The sequence below is a fragment of the Apilactobacillus waqarii genome (genome assembly GCF_019061205.1).
GTDB classification, from domain to species: Bacteria; Bacillota; Bacilli; order Lactobacillales; family Lactobacillaceae; genus Apilactobacillus; species Apilactobacillus waqarii.
Map to the genome: position 1 here is coordinate 1 of NZ_JAHQYH010000012.1, position 18786 is coordinate 18786.

The following is an 18786-nucleotide window of genomic DNA, read 5'->3' on the forward strand; positions in this document are numbered from 1 at the left end:
TAAATGGTTCACTGGTAATTTTGAAACCGCCTTTTTCGTAGTAACCAACTGCATGTGCTTGGGCGTCGATTTCGACCTTGGTGTTAGGGAAGTTTTCTTTGATAACTTTTAGAATGTATTCCAAGAGTTCCTTACCCTTACCGTGCCGCGGACTTGTTGGGTAGTTAAGACACGCCCGAATGTAACGTGGTCACCATCCTTGAAGATTCTGGCGTATGCGGTGACGGTCTTACCATTTGTTTCAAAAGCATGCAGTGACTGTTTGTCATTTTCATCGGGGTCGGTGTAGACGATGTGTTGTTCCTCAACGAATACTTCTGATCTGACGCGGTAAATTTCGAATAGTTCTTCTAGTGTTAGTTCTGAAAATTGTTTAGTCTCCCACATGATTGATTCCACCTTTTTCTAGTAGTTTATTTAGGGTGTTAATTGATTGATAGAAAGCTTCTTGGTCCTCGTTGTCGAGATTATTTACGATTGATTGAATTTGTTCATCGGAATGAGTATTGAGCTGTTGGACGACTGTCCTTCCGGTAGGGGTTAAGACTAACAGCTTTGATCGTTTGTCATCTTCTGACGTTGTTTTTTCGACGTAGTTTAGTTTGTTCAAACGTTTGATGACGCGGCTGACATAACTCTTGTCGAGTTCTAAATTGTTGGAAATTTTAATTGGGGTAGGACTTTGCAGGTAGTTAATTTCCATTAAGATTCGTGCTTCTGCCCAACTGATTTCACTGTTAAAGACGTTTTTTTGCAGAATTCCTAATCGTTGGGTATATTCACGGTTAAAATGTCTGATTGTTTCGATTTGTTTATCATCCATACCATCACATCCTTTGAAACAATTATATCTAAATAGTGGCTTTTGTCCACTACATAGCTTAAAAATCTTCTTTGACTATTAGACTAAACTACGCTATGATTTGGATATACAAACATTAATGGGGTGCCTTAATCGGCTGAGATTATACCCAAGAACCTGATCCAGATAATGCTGGCGCTAGGGAAGATAAACGCACTTGGACTGTCCCTATCTAAATAGATAGGGGCTTTTTTTAATTAAGATACTGTGCAGGAAAACTCCATTAATGAAGTATACATATTTGAGGGGGAGCTTTATTAATGGATTCAAAAGTTAGCATCAAGAAAGTAACAATCTTAGCAATTATGATTGCACTAGATTTTGTTTTATCACCCATTTTCAGAATTGAAGGAATGGCACCAATGTCATCAGTGTTAAACGTGACTGCAGCGGTATTGATGGGACCTTGGTACGCACTAGTCATGGCCATCGTCTGTGCTTGTCTTAGAATGTTATTGCTAGGAATTCCACCACTAGCATTCACCGGAGCAGTTTTCGGGGCATTTTTGGCCGGACTACTATATCTTATCTACCGTAAAAACTGGATGGCTGTCATCGGTGAAATTATCGGAACTGGGGTATTGGGTTCACTTGCTTCATATCCTGTGATGGTCTGGTACACTGGAAGCTCTAACCAATTATTTTGGTTCGTGTTCACTCCTAAATTCTTTGGTGGTGCAATTTCAGGATCTGTCATCGCATACGTTATATTATTGAGACTTTCAAAAACTCGTCAGTTTAAAGATATTCAAAAGCTATTTTTTAATTAAACTAAAAAAGACACCCACTGGGGGTCTTTTTATATTTGTTTTATTTTCATCACGATTGGTTTTAGTAATAATGGTGCCAGAATTGTGGTTAATATGATTGAAGCAATGATTGTTGAGTAGTAATTATCTGAGATTATATTATTTTTCAAACCAAGTTCAGCAATAATTAAACCAACTTCACCTCGACTAATCATTCCGACACCAATTTCGGTTGCTGATAATCGAGTGAATTTAAAGAAACGAGATCCTAAATATGCTCCCAAGAACTTCGTTATAACAGCAGCGATTGATAACAAGATAAATAATGGTGCGTTTTCTACGATTCCACTTATATTCATGTTAAGACCAACGTTGACGAAGAAAATTGGAATAAATAATAAGTTACCAAATTGGTTCATTTGGTGGTTAACGGATTCTTTGTAGTTAGTCTGTCCAATTAATATACCAGCGAAGAACGCTCCAGTAATTGCGCTGATTTTAACATGTTCTGCCAAAGCGGATAATAATAAACAAACGATTAAACCAACTATTGGTGCCAATGTAGGATTAAGTTTGATTTTGAATTTGTTGACTAAGATTAATAAAATCCAAACGAAAATAAAGAATCCAATTTGCATTAATATCAAAAGGATAATGTTTGGGTTTCCCTGTGCAGCGCTACCACTGGTAAACGTAATAACAACACTTAGTAGCAAAATTGAAAGGATATCATCTGCCACTGCGGCCCCTAAGATTGTAACGCCTGATTTTGTATTTAGGGCGTTCATTGATTTTAGTACGGCGACCGAGATTGATACCGATGTTGCGGCAAAAATAACGCCGATGAATAGACTTTCAATGTTTGATAAAGCAAATAACTTACTGGTGCAAAAAATACCAAGAACCGGGAAAATAATTCCCATTATGGCCACGACAATGCTGGGTTTGAAATATTGTTTGAGTAGTTTTAAATCACTTTCTAAACCGGCGATAAACATTAATAAGATCACGCCTAATTCAGCCAATGACGAAATTAAATTCGTTGGTTTCACGAGATTCAAAATCGCTGGACCGATTATGACACCAGATATTAATTGTCCGACTACTGGAGGTAGATTGATTTTAGAAAATATTTTTCCGGTAATCAGAGCAGCTAATAGAATGACGGAGATTGATAAAATGTAATCCACTAAATCTTCCTTTCGTTTTGTTTACAGAAATTATAAACATAGATTGAAATCCTGTAAATATTGACGGATTTGGTTCTATAAATATGAAAAAAGATGAATTTTTTTATTTGAAAAATTGACGTTATTTCTTAATTTATCAGTATGTTTAGCAATATTTAGAAAATATTTTTAAATTTTGGTAAATAATTCCCCGCAAAGATTGAAAAGCCTTATCTATAAACTATGATGAAGATAAAAACAAACGAGGGGGAGAAGTCTACTTAACGTGGATAAACGGTTATGACAATTTTAAAACGAGCATTAATTTTAATCGGATTATTGATTCTATCACCATTTGTGGGATTGATTTCTTACCCGCTTAATTCTTTTCGCGGCGGCAACTTTCTAGCTTTAATCTTCCAAGTGATTTTCGCCATTGTAGTTGTCATTGGGGTAACAATCATCCTATACAGATGGTTGATCAAAGAAAAGTTCATCAGATTGTTTAAGGATAGTCATTTTTTCAAAAAACTTATAGTCTACACCATCGAAATGATTGTGGTCGTTGTTTTATTAATGTTGATGAGTGAGACGCCTAATGGTACGATTTATCAAAAACTAGTTCACATGACTAGTTTTACAGATGTTAGACTCCAATACTTTTTCATCATCATCAGCGTGATTTTGGCACCAATCGTTGAAGAATTCTACTTTAGAGGTCTAATCTTCACATACGTTAAAAAGACAACTAACCTAACCACAGCGCTAATCATTTCATCATTATTCTTTGGATTGGCTCATTCATTATTCAACCCATTTATCTTTATCACACATTCGATTGTGGCCATTTTCATCGGTTTAGCCAGAAATAAATCAAACGGAATCATCGCACCAATTATCATGCACATGATTTGGAACCTATTAATATTCTTGATGATCCTATAGAAAAAACATCCTGAAATAATTAAGACGTTTTTTGGGGGAAATGCAAAAAAAGACATCGCCGAAGCGATGTCTTTTTATCAGTTATGGGCAGTCAGGGGATCGAACCCTGGACCCACGGATTAAGAGTCCGTTGCTCTGCCAGCTGAGCTAACTGCCCAAAATATTTATCTGTTGGCTATCAACCAACAAAAACTATAATACCATGTTGGAGTAAGGATTGCAACACCTTTTTTAAAATTAATTAACAAGATGTTTATCAATTCCTTGCCTCAAATCAACGATATTTATAATAGCATGATAATTATTATTTTGACAACCCCTAATTTTATAAAAATGTCGTACTTTAAATCTTCATTGCAAGAACATTACGTTTAGAAAACAAAAGTCCAAGCGTGTTATAATGTAGTAAGTTAACGGTTTAAAAATAGATAAAAGTATAACTATCCTTGAAGTGATAGTATTTCGTTAACATTTACATGAAGAAAAAACAAATCAATTCCTGTTAAGGAGATAGAATATTATGGCAAAAATTTTAGTTGTAGATGATGAAAAACCGATCACAGATATTGAAAAATTTAATTTAGAAAAAGAAGGATATGACGTTGTAGTCGCATACGACGGGGAAGAAGCACTTCAAAAAGTTGAAGAAGAATCTCCAGATTTAATTATCCTAGATTTGATGTTGCCTAAAGTCGACGGCCTAGAAGTGGCCAGAGAAGTTAGAAAGACACATGACATGCCAATTATCATGGTAACCGCCAAAGATTCAGAATTAGATAAGGTCTTAGGACTTGAATTAGGTGCTGATGACTATGTTACAAAGCCATTCTCAAATAGAGAATTAGTTGCCCGTGTTAAGGCCAACTTGCGTCGTCAATCTAATAACGACAATGGCCAAGTTTCTGATAACGAAAACAAGGACATTAAGATTGGTGACCTTGTAATTCATCCAGAAGCATACACCGTTACTAAACGTGGTGAAAACATCGAATTAACTCACCGTGAATTCGAATTACTACATTACTTAGCGCAACACATTGGTCAAGTAATGACTAGAGAACATTTGCTACAAACAGTTTGGGGTTACGACTACTTTGGTGATGTTCGTACAGTTGATGTTACTGTTCGTCGTCTAAGAGAAAAGGTTGAAGACAACCCAAGTCACCCAATCTGGCTAATCACAAGACGTGGGGTAGGGTACTACCTACGCAACTCAGAACAAGAATAATCGACAGAACTAAGGAGTAGTTTGCGGTGAATAGTAAGATTAAGTATTTTCAATCAATTCATTTTAAAATTGCGCTTGTGCTTGCGCTAATCTTATTGGTGACCCTAGAAATTGTTGGGGCCGTTTTTGTTAACCAATTGGAAAACAAGAATATGGCTTCATTTAAGAAACAAGTTCAGGTGCCTACTTACGTAAACACAACCTTAACTAATGAGCTTTCAAGCTCTAGTACTACCAAGGCCAACGTAAAAATTAAGTCATTGCTATCCAACATTGATAGTAATAACTACACCGAAATCAAGGTTGTTGATGCTAAGAACACCATTCGTGGAACAAACGAAGTCGGCGATCAAAGCTCAGTTGGTCAAAAAAACTTCAGAACCGATATTAAAAACGCGATTATCAACCGTCGTTCATCTAGTTCAATCACTAGTAACCCGGGCGATAGTTCGCGTTATTATACTGTCATCACACCGCTAATCAAGAGTAGTAACAACGAATTAGTCGGTGTTGTTTACGTGCACGCTAATTTAAATACCGTTTATAACGAAATTAACCAAATCACGGTTATTTACGTTGTTGCCGCTGTTGTCGCCATCCTATCTGGTTTATTAATTTCCATCGTGATTTCAAAGGCGATTACTAAACCAATTGATGAAATGAAGAAACAAACATTACAAATTGCCCGTGGGGACTACTCCGGTCAAGTTCACGTGTATGGACGTGATGAATTGGGTCAACTTGCCAATGCGGTTAACAACCTTTCAGTTAAGGTTGAAGAATCCCAAGAATCAACTGAATCAGAACGTCAAAGACTGGATTCTGTCCTAACCAACATGACCGATGGTGTTATTGCGACCGACCGTCGTGGATACGTCATCATCATGAACGATGAAGCGGCTAGTTTCCTAGAAACAACTGAACAAGATGCACTAGGTAACTCAATTCTAGACATTTTGGATATCAGAAAAGAATACAGTCTACGTGACTTAATCGAAAATCCAGATGAAACCATCATCGACCGTTCTGATAAGGATCATGACCTAATCTTGCATGCCCATTTCTCACTAATTCAAAGAGACTCTGGTTTCGTATCAGGGCTAGTCTGTGTGCTACATGATGTCACTGAACAACAAAAGATTGATAATGACCGTAAGGAATTCGTTTCAAACGTTTCTCACGAATTAAGAACACCGCTAACCAGTGTTCACTCTTACATTGAAGCCTTACAAGATGGTGCCTGGAAGGATCCAGAAATCGCACCTAACTTCTTGAAGGTTACCCAAGAAGAAACCGACCGTATGATTCGAATGATTAACGATCTATTAACTTTGTCTAGAATGGATTCTGGAACCCAAAAGATTGATAAGGAACTAGTTAACATCACTGAATTATTCAACTATATCTTGAATCGATTCGACATGATTATTAAGTCGGATGACAACAATAGCGAAAAGCCTAATAAGCACTACCGCATTGAACGTCATTTCACTAAACAAGACCTATGGGTGGAAGTCGATACCGATAGATTTACTCAAGTAATTGATAATCTAATGAACAACGCCATCAAGTATTCTCCTGATGGTGGAGTAATTACTTGTTCACTATACAAGACCAAGCACAGCGTTATCTTAAGCGTTAGAGACCAAGGATTGGGAATTCCTAGAAGTTCCATTCCACACATTTTCGATCGTTTCTATCGTGTTGATAAGGCGCGTTCTAGAGCCCAAGGTGGAACTGGTCTTGGATTAGCAATTTCCAAAGAAGTGGTTGAAGCACTTGGCGGTAAGATTTGGGTAGAAAGTACCGAAAATAGAGGTTCTACTTTCTACATCTCACTACCATACGAACCAATCGAGGAGGACTTATGGGATGAAGATTAAATATTTTATACTACCAGCATTATTAACGATTGCAGTTGTAGTTAGTTTTGCCCTTTCTGCCTCCATTTTGATTAATCCGGCTCACTATGACCGTTCAAGTCAAAAGGTTTCTACGCAAAGTAGTCAGATTGATGTTAAACCAATGTCGACCATCTATTCACCAACTCAGGTGATTAGAACAAAGGACTCTGGTAAGCAATACGTTCTAACTAACCAATCAGTTAACTTAACCACCGAAATTGGCCAACAAATGAACAACTACAAGGATCCTAAGTTTACAGAGGTAAAGAGTAATGAAGAAAATTATCTTAAGTATCTAAATACAGATGACTCTGTCATGCTAAACTATCCGGATGCCTTGAACTTGAAGATTGTTAGCCAATACATTAGTAAGAGTTTTAAATCATTGCCTAACGTTTCAATTAACCGAATTGTGATTCCGTTTGACGATAGTAATGATATTTACCTATTCGCAGACCATAACTACAAGGTCTATAAAATTCATGTATCAGATACTAACGTGAAGGGGATTCAAAAGGTTATCGAGGATAATGTTAGAGCAATTCCTGTTAAGATGAAGATGATTAACCATACTCCATTTATTGATTTCTATAAGTCATTTACCATGCCTCAATATGGTTACTTGATTAATCGAACTTCACAAAATTACTACGTGACAAGACTGCTATCAGACTCACAAGATATCAGTGTCAAACGTCACCGTAGCTCAACTGTATACAATGACGAAAATTCCCGTCAGTTGTCGTTTTCAAACGATGGCGAGGTTAACTACTACGATAGTCATCCAGGCAATATTTCTACCAATATGACCCAGTTCTTGAAGGATTCATATCAAAATATTTCCCAACTATTAGTTAGCGATACCTTAGCCAATATTCGTTTTTTCGACTACGATTCTAAGAATTCAAAAGTTGTCTACAGAAACTATGTTGAAGGTTTCCCAATCTTCGATCAAACTCCTTACGGGGCAATTGAAATGAGATTAGTTGATAACACTTCCTTGAAGTACAACTTCTCACTAAATACCCTTCAAATTCCGGTACCAACCGGACGTAAGGATACTAAACTAATTACTACTGACGAACTATTGAACAATTTACGTAATCATGGATACAGTGCCAATAAGATTACAGATATCGAGTTGGCTTACCAATGGAGTAATACTAAGTCATCCGACATTTTGATTACTCTACAACCAACATGGTTTGTTAAGTATAACGGTAAATACATGAACTACACCCAAATGTTATCAAGGGGACCACAATAAGATAGGAGGAAAGCTACATGGACTTTAAAAAGATACAAATCATTTTCTTGATTATCTTCGTGATGATTGATGTCTTCTTGTTTTCTTTGTTCAGAGAAAACTCACATCTTCAAACCGAAAATAGTAATCAAGGTAGTGATACAGAAATCATTAAGCAAATGCAAAATGATCAAATCACTGTAGCACCTAAACTATCTACAAGTGGTCAAACCGGATACTACCTATCCGCAGTCAACGATGACACTTTAAACAACGACGTCAATAAGTTATCTAACCAAAAGGTAACTTACGCCAATCACATTTTAAGAAGTACTTTCAAACGACCAATCGGTCTATATTCCGGCGATTACCGTGATATCCTAGATAAGTTGATGAAGAAGTCCATCTTCGTTTCACACGGGACGGAATATGAATACAATTCTGATTTATCTACCAAGAACAGTATTGTGTATTCACAGAAAACATCTGACGGATTGCTATATGGTACAAAGCATGGTCAAATTACCTTCGACATTAGTAACGATCACTTATTAGAAGGATATACGCAAAGTTACATGAATGATGTCAGCATTTTGCGTGAAAAAACCGACATCATTTCACCCGCTAAGGCTTTAGTATGGCTATACCAATACAACGAAATTCCTGATAACTCAAAGATTAAATGGGTTCGCTTGTACTATACCCAATTACTATCAATTAAGAACAATATCGTCTTAATTCCAACTTGGGTAATTGGATATACGACTTCTGATTCCTCTTCAGTAGTATCTAAGAGAATCAATGCCTTTAACGGTGCCATCTTGGACAGTAGTAGCTCGACTCAATCGGCTACTAAATCGAATTAGAATTTTAGAAAGAGGATCAAAATGAACAACGAAGCAGACGATATGAAAATTAGTGTTTTATCTAGTGGAAGTGGGGGTAATGTAACCTACATTGAAACTAATCAACATAAAATACTGCTAGACGCTGGTTTGAGCGGTGTCAGAATCGAAAGATTGATGAAGTCAATTAACCGTTCAATGAAGGATGTCGACATGTTGTTGGTTTCCCATGAACACACCGACCATAGTAAGGCGGTCGGTGTATTGGCAAGACGTTACCCACAAATTAACGTCTATGCAAACCAACCAACATGGGATGCAATGCATGAAACCATCGGAGAAATTCCAAACGAACAAAAGAATATCTTCCCACCAAACATGGTAATGAACTTTGGTGACATCGATATCGAAAGTTTTGCCGTTTCTCATGATGCTGCTCAAGCACAATTCTACGATTTTCATCATCACAACAAGAGCTTCGTTGTCTTAACCGATACAGGCTACATCTCAGATCATATCTTCGGTGTTATCAATAACGCCAATGCCTATGTTTTGGAATGTAATCACGACGTTGAAATGCTTAGAAGTGGGGAATACCCATGGTCATTGAAGCAACGTATCATGAGTGATGAGGGCCATTTATCTAACGAAGATGGTGCTAACTCACTAATGGAATGTATCGGATATGACACAAAACGCATATTTATCGGGCACAGAAGCCATCACAACAACGTGAAGGAATTAGCCCATCTAACTGTCGCATCGATGTTAGAAGAAAACGATTTTGGTGTAGGCACCGATTTTAATTTATTGGATACCGATGTTGAAAAGGCATCTAAATTGTTTACACTTTAGTTTGATTTAAGATTATTTAATATAATGAGATTAATAAATTGATAGGGGGAAAACCTTATGAAAAAAAGTGACCGATTTGTCTTAAAAACAGGATTAATTGCCTTAGTGGCCGGACTATTGGGTGGAGGAATCGCATACGGTGGTGCGAGCTTGTTGCAAAGCACAGGTGTCGACGTTGCCGTACCCGCAGGTTCTAACGCCGGTGGTACAGCATCAACATCAAATTTAAAAGTTAATGTGCAATCACAATCAGAAAAAGCATACCAAGCTGTTAAGAACTCAGTTGTTTCCGTAATCAACCTAAAATCAACTAGTTCGGACTCTTTTGATTCAATGCTAGGTAAGAGTTCTAGCAAACTTGAAGCTAACAGTGAAGGCTCTGGTGTGATTTACAAGAAGAGCGGAAACGCAGCTTACATCGTAACTAACAACCACGTTGTGTCCGGAGCTTCAGCAATTCAAGTGCTATTAAGCAATGGTAAACAACTGGAAGCCAAAGTTGTTGGTACCGATAGTGTGACCGACCTAGCCGTATTGAAAATTAACGGAAGCATGATCAAATCAGTCGCTTCATTTGGTAACTCTGACAACATTAAGGTTGGTGAAACATCTCTAGCAATTGGTTCACCACTAGGTTCTGCCTACGCTTCTTCACTAACTCAAGGAATCATTTCCGCTAAGAAACGTGAAGTGCCATTGACTGGTTCAAACGGTCAAGCTACAGGTAACACTGCCACTGTTATCCAAACTGATACTGCAATCAACCCTGGTAATTCCGGTGGTCCATTGATCAACCTAGCCGGCCAAGTTATCGGAATTAACTCAATGAAGTTAGCTTCTGATAGTGAAGGTACTAGTGTTGAAGGAATTGGTTTCGCCATTCCAAGTAACGAAGTGGTTAAGATTATCAACCAACTAGTTAAGAGCGGAAAGATTGAACGTCCTGCTCTTGGAATTCAATACGTTGACCTAACTAATATTGCAGTTAGCCAACAAAAATCAATCCTAAAACTACCATCATCCGTTGAAAATGGGGTTGTGGTTTACACAGTTACTAAGAATAGCCCTGCTGAAAACGCTGGATTGAAGAAATACGACGTGATTGTTGAACTTGCTGGTAAGAAGATTTCTAGCCAAGACGAAGTTAAGAACATTCTATACAGTCAAAAACTTGGATCAACGGTAAGTGTTAAGTACTACCGTGATGGAAAATTAAAGACTGGAACCATTAAGTTGACGGAAAGTACTTCTCAATTGAAAATCAATCAATAACATGAAATAAACTGAAAAAATTTAAAGTTATGAAAACGCTGACATGCTGGACATTGTCAGCGTTTTGGCGTTTTTAAGGGGTTGTATTTAATCTAAATAAGTTGTATAAATTTATATATCGGATTTTAAATTGATAAATAAAAGGAGTTTTTCATTATCACTATTTTTGGTTTTAGTGTATGGACATTGCTATTATTCATTCCAGTTGGTATCGTTGCCGGTATTTTAAGTACTGTAACTGGATTAGCTTCACTTGCCTCATACCCAGCGCTACTATATTGGGGTGCTTTAAACCCAATTTCAGCAAACATTACAAACACTTCCGCTTTACTATTTAACGTAGTTAGTTCAGCTGTTTCATCAAAGCGCGAATTAGATGGACACTGGAAGGAACTATTCAAAGTTATGACTATCATCTTCTTCGGTGGTATCGTTGGTGTTATTTTACTAACATTCTTACCATCAAAGGACTTTGAATACGCAGTACCTGTATTTATTGCAGCTGCTGGTATTGGTATCTTATTACCAAGCAAGGACACTACTAAGGCACCTACTGCTAAGGTAGTTGAAGAAGACAACATTGGCTCAAAGAAGATGCTTGTTGACTTCGGAATGATCGTTTTATTCTTCGTTATTGGTATCTACGGTAGTTACTTTGGTGCTGCTGCAGGTGTTATTCTATTAGCTGTTCTATCAAGAACAAGTAAAGATCCATTCCCTGTTTACAACGCTATCAGAAACGTTGCCATGGGTTCAGCTAACGTTATCGGTACTATCCTATACTCATTCAAGTATGGACAACACGGTAGCACCCACATTTACTGGGCACTAGCTATTCCTCTAGGTATTGGTTTCCTAATTGGTGGTTACGTTGGACCTAAGATGGTTCGTGTATTACCAGTTAAGTTAATCAAGATCGTTACTGGTATTTTAGCGCTATACCTAGCTTACACTCAATTCGTGTCAGCTTACGGTATTCACTTATTCTACTTCTTCTAAAGATAAATTTTGGCACCTATTGTTATTTATAACGGTAGGTGCTTTTTTTATCCTTTTCTTTTATTCGAAAAATGTTAATATGAAATTATGATTTTATTTTAGTAGAAAAAGAGATGAGAAGTCATTACTATTTTAGGTGTAAGTATTTGGATTATTTTATTGTTTATTCCTGTTGGAATCGTGGCAGGAATCTTGGGAACAGTTACCGGTTTATCATCACTAGTATCCTATCCCGCATTGCTATACTTTGCTGGACTACCAGCTGTTTCCGCAAACGTGGTTAACAAGGCATCACTAATGTTTAATGCCGTTGGATCATGTATTTCTTCCACCCGTGAACTTAGAGGTCACTGGAAAGAACTATTCAAGATTATGGTTATCATCTTCTTTGGTGGAATTACAGGGGCGATTTTGCTAACTGCACTACCATCTTCTAGTTTTACCCATATCGTTCCATTCTTTATTGCCTTTGGTGGTTTAATGATTTTGCTTCCAGACAAGAAAGAAGTTAACGAAAATACAGAAGGTGCATTGAACTTTAATCCTGCAGCCAAAAAAGATACGCCATGGACTTGGCTAAAGAATATCGCCATCATTGTCCTTACATATTTAATTGGTGCATACAGCGGATATTTTGGCGCTGCATCAGGAATTTTATTATTAGTCCTACTAACTAGAACTACATATAATGAATACACCGTAAGTAACGCAATTAGAAACGTAGCGATGGGAGCTGCCAATATTGTGGCAACCGTCTACTATTCACTTTTCTCACACGTTGTGTGGATCCTAGTTCTACCATTAGGAATTGGCTTTTTTATCGGTGGATATATCGGACCAAAGATTGTGCGTGTGCTACCTGTTAAATTTATCAAGATTGCGACTGGAATTTTGGCCTTGATTTTAGCTTACACTCAATTTGCTTCAGCTTATCATGTCCACTTTCTATAAAAAGAGCGAAAAAATTTCGCTCTTTTTTTGTGCTTAAAATGTGAGTAATTTTAGAAACGATAAAATTGATAATTAAAAACTATTTATATTTATAACTAAAAAGGAGAGATTGCGTCATGTACGATGCAATCTTCATACTATTAGTTAACACTAAGTTTATCTATTATGTTTTCTGTGATTATGCCGTACAAGACGAAAAAATAAAACTAAGAGTAAAATGATAAAAGGTGATATTGCAATATTTGAAGCCTATAATCATTAATTAAAACTTAACTGAATTATAACTACAAATTATGTAAAAGCAGTGCTACAATACAAAATTGTTCCTCAGGTGATGCATGCAAATGATCACTTTTGTGGAGTTTACATCTTTATAATCTATATATTTAATATCTTGATTTGATTACCATTTCTATTTTTTCTAAGACGCGCGACGAAAAAATTCGGTGGACGAATGGTAGTTGGATGATGAATCAATATGTTATCTATATTGTTTATATCGTAAATGCATATTGTTATGGTTTGTATGTCAAATACGCGAACCTAAGACAATTTAAGTAATCTAAATAATGCACTTTTCGTTGATTACTTCTTAATCGGAATAAATAGTCTAACTTGAGAGACTATTTCTCATCAATAACTTTGTGGTGGATATCTAGCAGCAATGATTTGGTAGGATCATTGTGATGCTTTTAGCCATTAGCATTGCTCCTTTTATTGATTGAGGTTGATCCATTAGGACACATAGTGTTTAGCTATTATTTATTATTTCTGATTCATATGATTATGTATTGTTCTGTGTGATGGTAGACACACAGATCAGTCAATTCCCCCAATCATTTATTAAGTTATGTTTCATAACGTACACGTAAGCTTTGATAATGACAGTTTCGTATGAATTTCGTTTTAAAAGTTGTTGAACCTTCTCTAGTATTTAGATGCTGCATTTAAAGATGTATTTAAGTTGCAATTCTTTTATTAAGACGTAATGGTCGAAAAAGCAATTGATAGTTATTTAGAGAATTTAAGCAATCGGTGATGCATCTCCGTCACGCAGATTTATCCCAAAATCGTAATACTTTTCATTCCTTATAATAAAAGCATTCTCGACGGTAATTATTATTTAGACTATTATTATATTGCACTAAAAAAGCTTATCCTTAGCGGGATAAGCTTTTTTGTTTTATATTTATAAAAACAGTTCTAACAAAAGGAGATAAGTATGGTGGATTATATTAGAGATATCCGAAGTAAAGTAGGTCATAATCCGATTATATTGAACTTTTCTGGTGGTATTTTAGTAAACGAGAAAAATGAAGTATTGCTTCAAAAGAGGGCAGATTTTAAATCCTGGGGACTTCCTGGAGGAGCTATTGAATTCGGTGAAACAGCAATGGATGCTTGTGTCAGAGAATTTAAAGAAGAAGCGGGGTTGGACGTAAAAGTATCGGACCTTTTTGGTGTCTCTACTAACTTTATTCAAAACTATCCTAATGGTGATAAAGCACAATCCATACTTGCTCTATTTTTGGTGAAAAGGAATAACAAAATAAGTAATCTAGTAAGCGATGAAACACTGGATTTGGGTTATTTCGATTTTAAAAATTTGCCTAAAATTTTTAATGAACAACATATGAATGCAATCAATAATTACTATTCAAATAAATATCCTTATTTTGAGTAATATAAAAAAGCTTATCCTTAGTGGGATAAGTTTTTTTGTTTTATTCAGCTTCTACACTGATGATTTTTTGTTGATTGAAGTCGTACAGACCTTGGTCGGTTAGTTTCAACGTTGGAATTACGGGTAGTGTTAAGAATGATAGGGTGATGAATGGGTCGAAATCGACACCATCACTAATTTTCTTAAATGCTGCCTCGATTTCTTCTAGTTCGTGACTGGCTGCTTGCCATGACTTATCAGACATCAATCCAGCGACTGGTAGTGGCATGGTGGCTAAAGTCTTTCCTTCGTCGACAACGGCAATTCCACCCTTAGTAGCGGTAACCTCTTGGATTGCACGGTAGATGGCTTCCTTGGTGGTTCCGACGGCGACGATGTTATGGGAATCATGGGCGACAGTAGTGGCAATGGCACCGTTTTTGATGTTGAAACCATGAACTAGTGCCAAACCATAAGTGCCAAGTTGATGGTGACGTTCCGCGTCGACCATCAATAAAACGTCGTTTGCTAAATCGGTTTTGAAATAACCATCTTCTATAGGAACTTCTTGGATAGAGTGGGTAGTTTCAATGTGATTAGCAATTACACCCATTACATGGCATTTATTTGAGTTTAAAGGTAGTTTTAAATCATCAACTGATAGGTTTTGGTGGACACAGTTTTCGTCGAACTCAATTGGAGTAGTGTTAAAACTTTCTTCGGTCATGACCTTACCATTTTTGATGACGGTCTTAACGTCGACTTGGTCTAGGTGATCTACAATGACTAAATCTGCTTGGTAGTCTTCCTTGATGGCGCCTAACTTATCTAGTTTGTGAGCAACGGCGGCGTTGTAGCTGGCCATCTTGTATGCAGTTTCGGGTTTTAAACCATATTGAATGGCTAACTTAATATTGAAGTTAATGCTACCTTCTTGAATGATGGTAGTGATGAACTTGTCGTCGGTACAGAATGAAAAACGGTCGGAATTATCTTCAGTGACTGCTTGAATGGTGTTTTGTAAGTCTCTTTCGACAGTTCCTTCTCTTAAGAAGACATTCATGTCGGCAGCAAGTCTGTCGTTCATTTGTTCTAGGCTGACTGATTCGTGATCGGTAGTAATGCCATTTTCATGATATTCCTTAAGTTGTTCCAAGGATAATCCGGCACCGTGACCGTCGATTTGATACCCGTGGTCTAGGGCATCCTTTAGTTTGGCCATCATGTCTTTATCCTTATTATGTACGGCTGGGTAATCCATTACTTCGGCTAAACCGATTACGGATTCTTCATTATATAGTGGGTGCAAGTCCTCGGCCGTCAAAGTAGCACCATTATGTTCGAAACTGGTAGCGGGAACTGATGAAGGTAACATCACTAATACTTCCAGTGGAGTTTGTTTGGCGTCTTCAATCATGTATTTAATCCCGTCGGCGCCTGAAACGTTTGCGATTTCGTGTGGATCGACGACGATAGAAGTGATTCCCATGGGCACTAATACCTTACCCAATTCTGATGGAGTGACTAGTGAACTTTCGATGTGAACGTGTGAATCAATAAAACCAGGAACGACAAATTGGTTGTTAGCATCAATAATTTCCTCAGCTTTTAACTCTGAATGATTGCCGACAGCAATAATCTTGCCATTGTTAATGAAAATATCATTAATTTCGAAGCTGTTTGTAAATACGTTTAAAACTTTTCCATTTTGAACAAGTAAATCGATTGTTTGCATTTTTCCACCCCAACGTTAATTTAATTTTGATTAAAATTATCAAGTATTATGAAACATTAATGAAAGAAAGTCAAATCTATTTTAATGTTCGGGAAATGCGCGTGGTATTAAGCCTTTAATAGATATATTTTCTATACCTGATAGAGTAATTTTTCAGTAGTGCCTAAAAAAATGTTTAAAAAGGGGGAAATGTAGTGTACAATTGTATTGTTCTTAAAAATAGAAAGGGTGAAGAACTTTGAGTGAAAACGTTTCACATGAAAAAAAGGGCTTCGTTGAATATGCCAACGGTCCTTCACTAGAAGAAATTAACGGTGGAATTAAAGTTCCGAAGGACTGGGGATTCTGGAAGACTTTATTCGCTTACTCTGGACCAGGTGCATTAGTTGCGGTTGGTTACATGGATCCAGGTAACTGGGCTACATCAATTACAGGGGGTCAAAACTTTGGTTACCTATTGATGTCTGTCATCTTAATTTCAAGTTTGATTGCGATGTTACTTCAATACATGGCGGCTAAACTTGGAATCGTGAGTCAGATGGATTTAGCACAAGCCATTCGTTCAAGAACCTCAAAGACACTTGGTGTTGTTCTATGGATTATGACTGAATTAGCAATCATGGCTACTGATATCGCCGAAGTTATCGGTGGGGCCATCGCGTTATATCTTTTATTCCACATTCCTCTAATCTTAGCGGTATTCCTTACCGTATTTGATGTTTTATTATTGCTATTATTAACTAAAGTGGGATTCAGAAAGATTGAAGCAATTGTTGTTTGTTTAATCCTTGTTATCTTAGTAGTCTTCATTTATGAAGTTGTACTATCTAACCCAGATTGGTTTGGCGCTATTAAAGGTTTAGTACCAACTGAACGTACTTTTGCTAGTGACCATCCAGTTGCTGGAATGACTCCACTATCAGGTGCTTTAGGTATTATTGGGGCTACTGTTATGCCTCATAACCTATACCTACATTCAGCTATTGCTCAAACTAGATCAATCGATCACAACGATGAAGAAGACGTTGCAAGAACTGTTCGTTTTGCTACTTGGGACTCAAACATCCAATTAACATTCGCATTCTTCGTTAACGCTTTACTATTAATCATGGGTGTGGCCGTATTTAAGACTGGTGCCGTTCAAGATACATCATTCTTCGGTCTATTTGATGCTTTAAACAATACAAAGATGTTATCAAACCCAATTCTAATTGGTGTTGCTAAGTCTGGTATTTTATCAACATTATTTGCCGTTGCATTGCTTGCTTCAGGTCAAAACTCAACAATTACCGGTACTCTATCAGGACAAGTTATCATGGAAGGTTTCGTTAACTTGAAGGTTCCTCTATGGGCTCGTCGTTTAATCACTCGTTTAATCTCAGTTGTTCCAGTGCTTATCTGTGTGCTATTAACTGCAGGTGAATCAACACTAAAACAACATGCTGCGATCAACGATTTGATTGAAAACTCACAAATTTTCTTAGCATTCGCATTACCATTCTCAATGCTTCCATTGTTAATGATGACTAACAGTGCTCAAGAAATGGGTAGTCGTTTCAAGAATACCCTATGGGTTAAAGTATTAGGTTGGATTTCCGTGTTAGTTCTTATTTACTTAAACGCAATTAACATGCAACCTGCCGTTGCTGGTTTCTTCAGTGACAACCCAACTGCTGCTCAAAACGCAGAAGCTGGTGTAATTGCTAACATCATTAACGTTGTTATCATTCTTCTACTAATCTGGACATTAGTTGAACTATACCTAGGTAACAGACGTTTAAGAAACAGAGAAGACTAAAATAAAAAATTCAAGAATAGAAGGCGAAAATTATGCAAAACATGGACGTCGAAATTAATTTCAAGAATATTTTGGTTGCTGTCGATGATTCAGATGACGCTTTATTAGCTTTCAAGTACGCAATTTCACGTGCTAAATCAGAAGGCGCAAAGCTAACCATCGTTTCAGTGCTAGAAGACGAAGATATCAATGTTTTCCAATCATTATCAGGACAATTTGTTCATGGTAAGTACGAAGATTTAGAAAAACATCTAGAAAAATACAAACAAACTGCTGAAGCTGCCGGTGTAGCCGATGTTGATATTATTGCATCAACCGGTGAAGCTGGGGAAACCATCATCAAGGATGTGCTTCCTAAGGTTAACCCTGATTTATTGATCGTTGGATCAGAATCAAAGAAGGGCTTAGCTCGTCACTTTGGTAGCCAAGCTGCCTACATGGCAAAATACTCACCAGTATCAGTTATGGTGATTAGATAAAAACTATTGATTAATTACTCACTCCGAAAAAAGACTCAAGATAATATCTTGGGTCTTTTTTGTTTATGTAAAACAAAAAAGCCATA

18 protein-coding genes and 1 tRNA gene are annotated in these 18786 nt (G+C 36.9%); 13 read left to right on the forward strand and 6 right to left on the reverse strand.

All coding sequences use genetic code 11. The features are described 5' to 3' along the window. The 3 genes from KTJ72_RS07215 to KTJ72_RS06400 all read right to left on the reverse strand — a co-directional run. A partial coding sequence (locus tag KTJ72_RS07215; protein WP_430385416.1) for a GNAT family N-acetyltransferase occupies positions 1-124 on the reverse strand: 124 nt, incomplete at its 3' end. Beyond that, positions 109-387 carry a GNAT family N-acetyltransferase gene (locus KTJ72_RS06395; protein WP_217304419.1) on the reverse strand — a complete coding sequence of 93 codons (279 nt, stop codon included), beginning with the start codon at positions 385-387 and terminating at the stop codon, positions 109-111. The genes KTJ72_RS07215 and KTJ72_RS06395, both read right to left, overlap by 16 nt. Then, a complete protein-coding gene (locus KTJ72_RS06400; RefSeq protein ID WP_217304420.1) occupies positions 374-823 on the reverse strand; it encodes a MarR family winged helix-turn-helix transcriptional regulator in 450 nt (149 codons plus the stop codon). The genes KTJ72_RS06395 and KTJ72_RS06400 overlap by 14 nt, the downstream gene beginning before the upstream one ends. Positions 824-1122: 299 nt before the next feature. On the opposite strand from KTJ72_RS06400, the gene thiW reads away from it, so the two are divergent. Continuing rightward, positions 1123-1632, forward strand: coding sequence for an energy coupling factor transporter S component ThiW (thiW, locus tag KTJ72_RS06405; protein WP_217304421.1), 510 nt, complete (start codon positions 1123-1125; stop codon positions 1630-1632). Positions 1633-1661: 29 nt separating this feature from the next. On the opposite strand, the gene KTJ72_RS06410 is transcribed toward thiW, so the two are convergent. Further along, complete coding sequence (locus tag KTJ72_RS06410) at positions 1662-2801, reverse strand: cation:proton antiporter (RefSeq protein WP_217304422.1); 1140 nt, start codon at positions 2799-2801, stop codon at positions 1662-1664. A gap of 279 nt (positions 2802-3080) precedes the next feature. On the opposite strand from KTJ72_RS06410, the gene KTJ72_RS06415 reads away from it, so the two are divergent. Then, positions 3081-3725 carry a CPBP family intramembrane glutamic endopeptidase gene (locus tag KTJ72_RS06415; RefSeq protein WP_217304423.1) on the forward strand — a complete coding sequence of 215 codons (645 nt, stop codon included), beginning with the start codon at positions 3081-3083 and terminating at the stop codon, positions 3723-3725. Positions 3726-3809: 84 nt separating this feature from the next. Here the strand turns inward: KTJ72_RS06415 and KTJ72_RS06420 are convergent. Further along, a tRNA-Lys gene (locus KTJ72_RS06420) sits at positions 3810-3882 on the reverse strand. Positions 3883-4242: 360 nt separating this feature from the next. On the opposite strand from KTJ72_RS06420, the gene yycF reads away from it, so the two are divergent. From yycF to KTJ72_RS06465, 9 genes are all read left to right on the forward strand, one after another. Continuing rightward, positions 4243-4953, forward strand: coding sequence for a response regulator YycF (gene yycF, locus KTJ72_RS06425; RefSeq protein ID WP_171823637.1), 711 nt, complete (start codon positions 4243-4245; stop codon positions 4951-4953). Positions 4954-4979: 26 nt separating this feature from the next. After that, the gene (gene walK, locus KTJ72_RS06430; protein ID WP_041152643.1) at positions 4980-6836 is read left to right on the forward strand and encodes a cell wall metabolism sensor histidine kinase WalK; all 1857 of its coding nucleotides are present in this window, start codon (positions 4980-4982) and stop codon (positions 6834-6836) included. After that, positions 6826-8124: a YycH family regulatory protein gene (locus KTJ72_RS06435; RefSeq protein ID WP_217304424.1), complete on the forward strand. Its 1299-nt coding sequence runs from the start codon at positions 6826-6828 to the stop codon at positions 8122-8124. The genes walK and KTJ72_RS06435 overlap by 11 nt, the downstream gene beginning before the upstream one ends. Positions 8125-8141: 17 nt before the next feature. After that, positions 8142-8969, forward strand: a complete 828-nt coding sequence (locus KTJ72_RS06440) for a two-component system regulatory protein YycI (protein WP_217304425.1) — start codon at positions 8142-8144, stop codon at positions 8967-8969. 21 nt (positions 8970-8990) lie between these two features. Then, positions 8991-9803 (forward strand): MBL fold metallo-hydrolase, encoded by an 813-nt coding sequence (locus KTJ72_RS06445; protein ID WP_057197172.1) that lies wholly within the window; start codon positions 8991-8993, stop codon positions 9801-9803. A gap of 57 nt (positions 9804-9860) precedes the next feature. Beyond that, complete coding sequence (locus KTJ72_RS06450) at positions 9861-11075, forward strand: S1C family serine protease (RefSeq protein WP_041152639.1); 1215 nt, start codon at positions 9861-9863, stop codon at positions 11073-11075. 186 nt (positions 11076-11261) lie between these two features. Next, complete coding sequence (locus tag KTJ72_RS06455) at positions 11262-12074, forward strand: sulfite exporter TauE/SafE family protein (RefSeq protein WP_034533833.1); 813 nt, start codon at positions 11262-11264, stop codon at positions 12072-12074. A 159-nt stretch (positions 12075-12233) separates the two neighbouring features. After that, a complete protein-coding gene (locus KTJ72_RS06460; protein WP_052471492.1) occupies positions 12234-13025 on the forward strand; it encodes a sulfite exporter TauE/SafE family protein in 792 nt (263 codons plus the stop codon). Positions 13026-14247: 1222 nt separating this feature from the next. Next, positions 14248-14709 carry an NUDIX hydrolase gene (locus tag KTJ72_RS06465; protein ID WP_217304426.1) on the forward strand — a complete coding sequence of 154 codons (462 nt, stop codon included), beginning with the start codon at positions 14248-14250 and terminating at the stop codon, positions 14707-14709. 40 nt (positions 14710-14749) lie between these two features. On the opposite strand, the gene ade is transcribed toward KTJ72_RS06465, so the two are convergent. Continuing rightward, a complete protein-coding gene (gene ade, locus KTJ72_RS06470) occupies positions 14750-16423 on the reverse strand; it encodes an adenine deaminase (protein ID WP_217304427.1) in 1674 nt (557 codons plus the stop codon). A 238-nt stretch (positions 16424-16661) separates the two neighbouring features. Between ade and KTJ72_RS06475 the strand changes: the two genes are divergently transcribed. Together KTJ72_RS06475 and KTJ72_RS06480 are read left to right on the forward strand one after the other, a co-directional pair. Continuing rightward, the gene (locus KTJ72_RS06475; protein WP_217304429.1) at positions 16662-18221 is read left to right on the forward strand and encodes an Nramp family divalent metal transporter; all 1560 of its coding nucleotides are present in this window, start codon (positions 16662-16664) and stop codon (positions 18219-18221) included. A 32-nt stretch (positions 18222-18253) separates the two neighbouring features. Beyond that, positions 18254-18700 carry a universal stress protein gene (locus KTJ72_RS06480; RefSeq protein ID WP_052471491.1) on the forward strand — a complete coding sequence of 149 codons (447 nt, stop codon included), beginning with the start codon at positions 18254-18256 and terminating at the stop codon, positions 18698-18700. Positions 18701-18786 lie beyond the last annotated feature (86 nt).

Bases quoted from the DNA above. Each gene is read 5' to 3' on its own strand.
- KTJ72_RS06395 (WP_217304419.1), bottom strand. From the start codon at position 387: ATGTGGGAGACTAAACAATTTTCAGAACTAACACTAGAAGAACTATTC.
- KTJ72_RS06400 (WP_217304420.1), bottom strand. From the start codon at position 823: ATGGATGATAAACAAATCGAAACAATCAGACATTTTAACCGTGAATAT.
- thiW (WP_217304421.1), top strand. From the start codon at position 1,123: ATGGATTCAAAAGTTAGCATCAAGAAAGTAACAATCTTAGCAATTATG.
- KTJ72_RS06415 (WP_217304423.1), top strand. From the start codon at position 3,081: ATGACAATTTTAAAACGAGCATTAATTTTAATCGGATTATTGATTCTA.
- KTJ72_RS06435 (WP_217304424.1), top strand. From the start codon at position 6,826: ATGAAGATTAAATATTTTATACTACCAGCATTATTAACGATTGCAGTT.
- KTJ72_RS06440 (WP_217304425.1), top strand. From the start codon at position 8,142: ATGGACTTTAAAAAGATACAAATCATTTTCTTGATTATCTTCGTGATG.
- KTJ72_RS06445 (WP_057197172.1), top strand. From the start codon at position 8,991: ATGAACAACGAAGCAGACGATATGAAAATTAGTGTTTTATCTAGTGGA.
- KTJ72_RS06450 (WP_041152639.1), top strand. From the start codon at position 9,861: ATGAAAAAAAGTGACCGATTTGTCTTAAAAACAGGATTAATTGCCTTA.
- KTJ72_RS06465 (WP_217304426.1), top strand. From the start codon at position 14,248: ATGGTGGATTATATTAGAGATATCCGAAGTAAAGTAGGTCATAATCCG.
- ade (WP_217304427.1), bottom strand. From the start codon at position 16,423: ATGCAAACAATCGATTTACTTGTTCAAAATGGAAAAGTTTTAAACGTA.
- KTJ72_RS06480 (WP_052471491.1), top strand. From the start codon at position 18,254: ATGCAAAACATGGACGTCGAAATTAATTTCAAGAATATTTTGGTTGCT.